4 protein-coding genes are annotated in these 3240 nt (G+C 72.4%); 1 reads left to right on the top strand and 3 read right to left on the bottom strand.

Annotation, left to right across the window (positions count from 1 at the left end; translation table 11 throughout):
• The coding region (locus tag GT030_RS32355) for a serine/threonine-protein kinase (RefSeq protein ID WP_161204131.1) at positions 1–1361 on the top strand (1361 nt) is incomplete at its 5' end.
• Between the two features lie 57 nt (positions 1362–1418).
• On the opposite strand, the gene GT030_RS32350 is transcribed toward GT030_RS32355, so the two are convergent.
• The 3 genes from GT030_RS32350 to GT030_RS32340 all read right to left on the bottom strand — a co-directional run bounded on the left by GT030_RS32350 (position 1419) and on the right by GT030_RS32340 (position 2819).
• Positions 1419–2009, bottom strand: a complete 591-nt coding sequence (locus GT030_RS32350) for a DsbA family protein (RefSeq protein WP_161204130.1) — start codon at positions 2007–2009, stop codon at positions 1419–1421.
• A gap of 121 nt (positions 2010–2130) precedes the next feature.
• On the bottom strand, positions 2131–2493 hold the full coding sequence (locus tag GT030_RS32345; RefSeq protein ID WP_161204129.1) for a DUF2267 domain-containing protein: 363 nt from the start codon (positions 2491–2493) through the stop codon (positions 2131–2133).
• Between the two features lie 104 nt (positions 2494–2597).
• Entirely contained in the window at positions 2598–2819 is a 222-nt protein-coding gene (locus tag GT030_RS32340) for a hypothetical protein (protein WP_161204128.1), read from the bottom strand.
• Positions 2820–3240: the final 421 nt, after the last annotated feature.

Below are 3240 nucleotides of genomic sequence, written 5' to 3'. Positions count from 1 at the left end.
CGGTCGCGCAGTTGCGGCACCCGCACATCATCGTGGTGCACGACGTGGTCGAGCAGGAGGAACGCCCCTATCTCGTCATGGAGTTGATCGACGGCTGCTCGCTCGCCGAGCGCATCGCCGCCGACGGCCCGCTGGACGCCGCCGAGGCCGCCCGGATCGGCGCCGACCTGCTCAGCGCGCTGGCCACCGCGCACGCGGCCGGGGTGCTGCACCGGGACATCAAGCCCGCCAACGTGCTGCTGGAGTCGGGTACCGACCGGGTCGTGCTCACCGACTTCGGCATCGCGCGGGTGGCGGGCGCGACGACGCTCACCGAGACCGGTTCCTTCGTCGGCTCGCCCGAGTACACCGCCCCGGAGCGGATGTCGGGGCTGCGCGGCGGGCCCGCGTCCGACCTGTGGTCGCTGGGCGCGCTGCTGTGCGCCGCGCTCAGCGGCGAGTCGCCCTTCCGGCGCGACTCGCTCGGCGGCATCCTGCACGCCGTCGTCACCGACGAGATCCGGCCGCCCGCCGAGGCCGGCCCGCTGCTCCCCGTCGTCCGGGGCCTGCTGGAGCGCGACCCCGAGCTGCGGCTCGGCGCGGCCGACGCCGAGCGGATGCTGCGTACGTACCTGGAGACCGGCCGTATGCCCCCCGCGTCCGGCGTTCCCGCGGCCGCGCGCACGCTCCGGCTGCTGGGCGCGGTACGCGGCACCAGGTCCGACGCGCCGCCGGCCGCGCCCGAACCACCGCAGGGTCCCGCCCGGCCGGCGTCCCCGAGGCGGGCGAGGCTGATCGCCGCGCTGCTGGTGGCCGCCGTGGCCGGGGCCGCGGTGTCGGCGGCGGTGCTGATGCTGCACGAGAACCGGGGCGGCGGGGACGACGCGCCCGGCGCCCCCTCCGCCTCCCGCACACCGGGCCCCACCGGCACCCGGGCGCCCTCCGGCTACCGCACCGTCCGCGACCCCGCCGGTTTCGCCCTGGCCGTGCCGGACGGATTCACCCGTGAACGGCAGGGCGAGCGCGTCTTCTACCTCTCCGCCGGGGGCACCTTCCGCCTCGGCATCAAGATCTCCCCGCCGGAACCGGGCGGCCCCGCCGCCGTCCTGGAACGCCTCGCGGCCGAGGGCGCGGACAACAACCCCGGCTACCGCGACGGCCGTGTCACCGAGACCAGCCACGAGAAACACCCCGCCGCCCTCTGGGAGTTCACCTGGAACGGCTACACCCCCGCCGAGGGCGCCCGGCACACCTACGACCTGTGCTGGGAGGAGGGCGGCCGGATGTACGACGTGTGGGTCTCGGCCCCGGTCGGCAAGGTGCGCGAGGCCCGCGAGCACTTCGACGTGGCCGTCGACACCTTCACCGTCACCGCCCCCTGAACGGACCGACGGCATCACCCGGATCGTCATGGACCGCTCCACTGCTGACCGGGCGCCTCATCCTCCGGCATCGGCGAGGGCGGCACGGACCGCGACAAGGATGGTCTGGGGGCTGGCCGGCACTGGGGTCCCCTGGACCGCCACGGTCGGCGTTCCGCCCACGCCCCGCTGGACGGCCGTCGCCGTCACGTAGGAGCTCCAGTCCAGGTAGACGCCCTGCCGGACGCACGCGGCGAACGAGCTGTCCGCCAGTCCCACCGCAAGGCCGAGCTCGACCAGTTCGTCGTCGGACAGGCCCGGCCCGCCCTCGGGGGGCTGGTTGGCGAACAACGCGTACAGGTACTCCATGAAGTGGCCACCGTCGGAGGCGCAGCCCGAGGCCGCCGAGGCACGGGAGGAGTACCGGGTGGTGGACAAGCCGTCGAGAAAACCCATCGGGTGGTAGACCAGACTGATCGCCTCGTCGGCCACCAGCTCGTCGAGTAGCGGCCCGGTCCTCCCTTCGAACTGCTTGCAGAACGGGCACAGAAAGTCGATGAAGGCATCCACCTGCACCGGGCCGGCTCCGACGACGATGCCGTCCCCGCTCGGCGAGGCATGGGCCGGAACACGGGAGGGCGAGCTGATGTGGGGCGTCTGAGTACTCATGCCGAGTCCCCTGCCGTAAAGTCGATGGAATTCGCGTCGTACCGCGCCACAGGCACGGCAAACCGGCCACCTGCGCCCGGTCGTGCGCACAGCCGCATTCCGGGCGCCGGGATGTCCGACGCTAGATGTTCTGGAATTCGTTCGGCAGTTGCGACATCACATCCTCGAACTCCGTGCCGGGGACGGCCTCTCTCAGAGTCCTGAAAACCGCCGCCACGCTGCTGCGCGCCACGGCCTCACCGACGCCCGCCCGCTCACTCACTCGCCGGACGAACTCGGCAACGCCGAATTTCTGGGCGACATCCTCCGGTGGGACCAGGGGCGGGGCGATCTCGGCGGGCAGGACGCCGGCCAAGTGCCTGGCCTCGCCGCCGGTGATCCGCTCGCCCAGCGTCAGCATCGTGGCCCGGGTCAGCTCCCTGGCCTGCTCCTCGGGCACGCCCGCCCGCTCGCTGACGAGACGGATGAACTCGTCGCTGTCCATGGCGCCTCCAATCCGGCAACCCATCACGGGTACCGCGCATGCACTGCCCCAAACGGTGATCGAAACGACGGTGCGAACCGGGCCGCCGGTGCCGAAAGCGCCGGTCACCGCCCGTCTTCTTCGCCTTCCTCGGTAAAGGGGCGCACCGCGTCCAGCAGGGCCCTCAACGCACCGGTGAGCATCCCGACCTCGGCGACGCGCTGGGCGGACGGGTCCAGCGGGTAGAGCCGCTCGGCCTGTGCGGCCTGCTCGGCGACGTTCGACAGGACCTGCTCGGCGGCCTGAGCCGCGGCGCGCAGGGCGGCACGTTCGATATCGCCGGGCATGTGATCTCCCCTGGATCCGGCCGCCGGGCACCGAATTTCCCGGAGTGCTTCGACGTCGCCATCAACATGTTCTGCCGGGAACGCCACGGCTGGCGCGAATTGGTATGAAGGCGTGTCTTCCACAAGCGTACGGGCGTGCTGGACGCGCTGCAGGACGTCGACCTCCCTGCGATCAGGTCGTGGAGATCAAGGAGGGCGAGCGCAAAGGCGTCATGCGGCGCCCGGCCCGCCGCACCGGACGCTTCGAGTTCCGGGTGTGCTGCCCGTGAGGTGCGGGCCGAGACCCGGCGCGGAGACGAGGCCGGGCGGCACTTCGACAAGCCCTGAAACCGGCCGAGTTGAAGGCGTGCACCCGCGTCGACAAGCGCCGGGTGGGCGCGGTACTGATGGGGCATGAGTGACGACGGCGCACCCCCGCTCG

This window comes from Streptomyces sp. SID1328 (assembly GCF_009865595.1).
Taxonomy (GTDB): Bacteria; Actinomycetota; Actinomycetes; order Streptomycetales; family Streptomycetaceae; genus Streptomyces; species Streptomyces griseoluteus.
The sequence above is the reverse complement of the archived record's forward strand: the minus strand, read 5'-3'. Positions and strand labels throughout refer to the sequence as shown.

Excerpts from the sequence above, each read along its gene's own strand:
- GT030_RS32340 (WP_161204128.1), bottom strand. The coding sequence starts at position 2,819 with ATGCCCGGCGATATCGAACGTGCCGCCCTGCGCGCCGCGGCTCAGGCC.
- GT030_RS32350 (WP_161204130.1), bottom strand. The coding sequence starts at position 2,009 with ATGAGTACTCAGACGCCCCACATCAGCTCGCCCTCCCGTGTTCCGGCC.
- GT030_RS32345 (WP_161204129.1), bottom strand. The coding sequence starts at position 2,493 with ATGGACAGCGACGAGTTCATCCGTCTCGTCAGCGAGCGGGCGGGCGTG.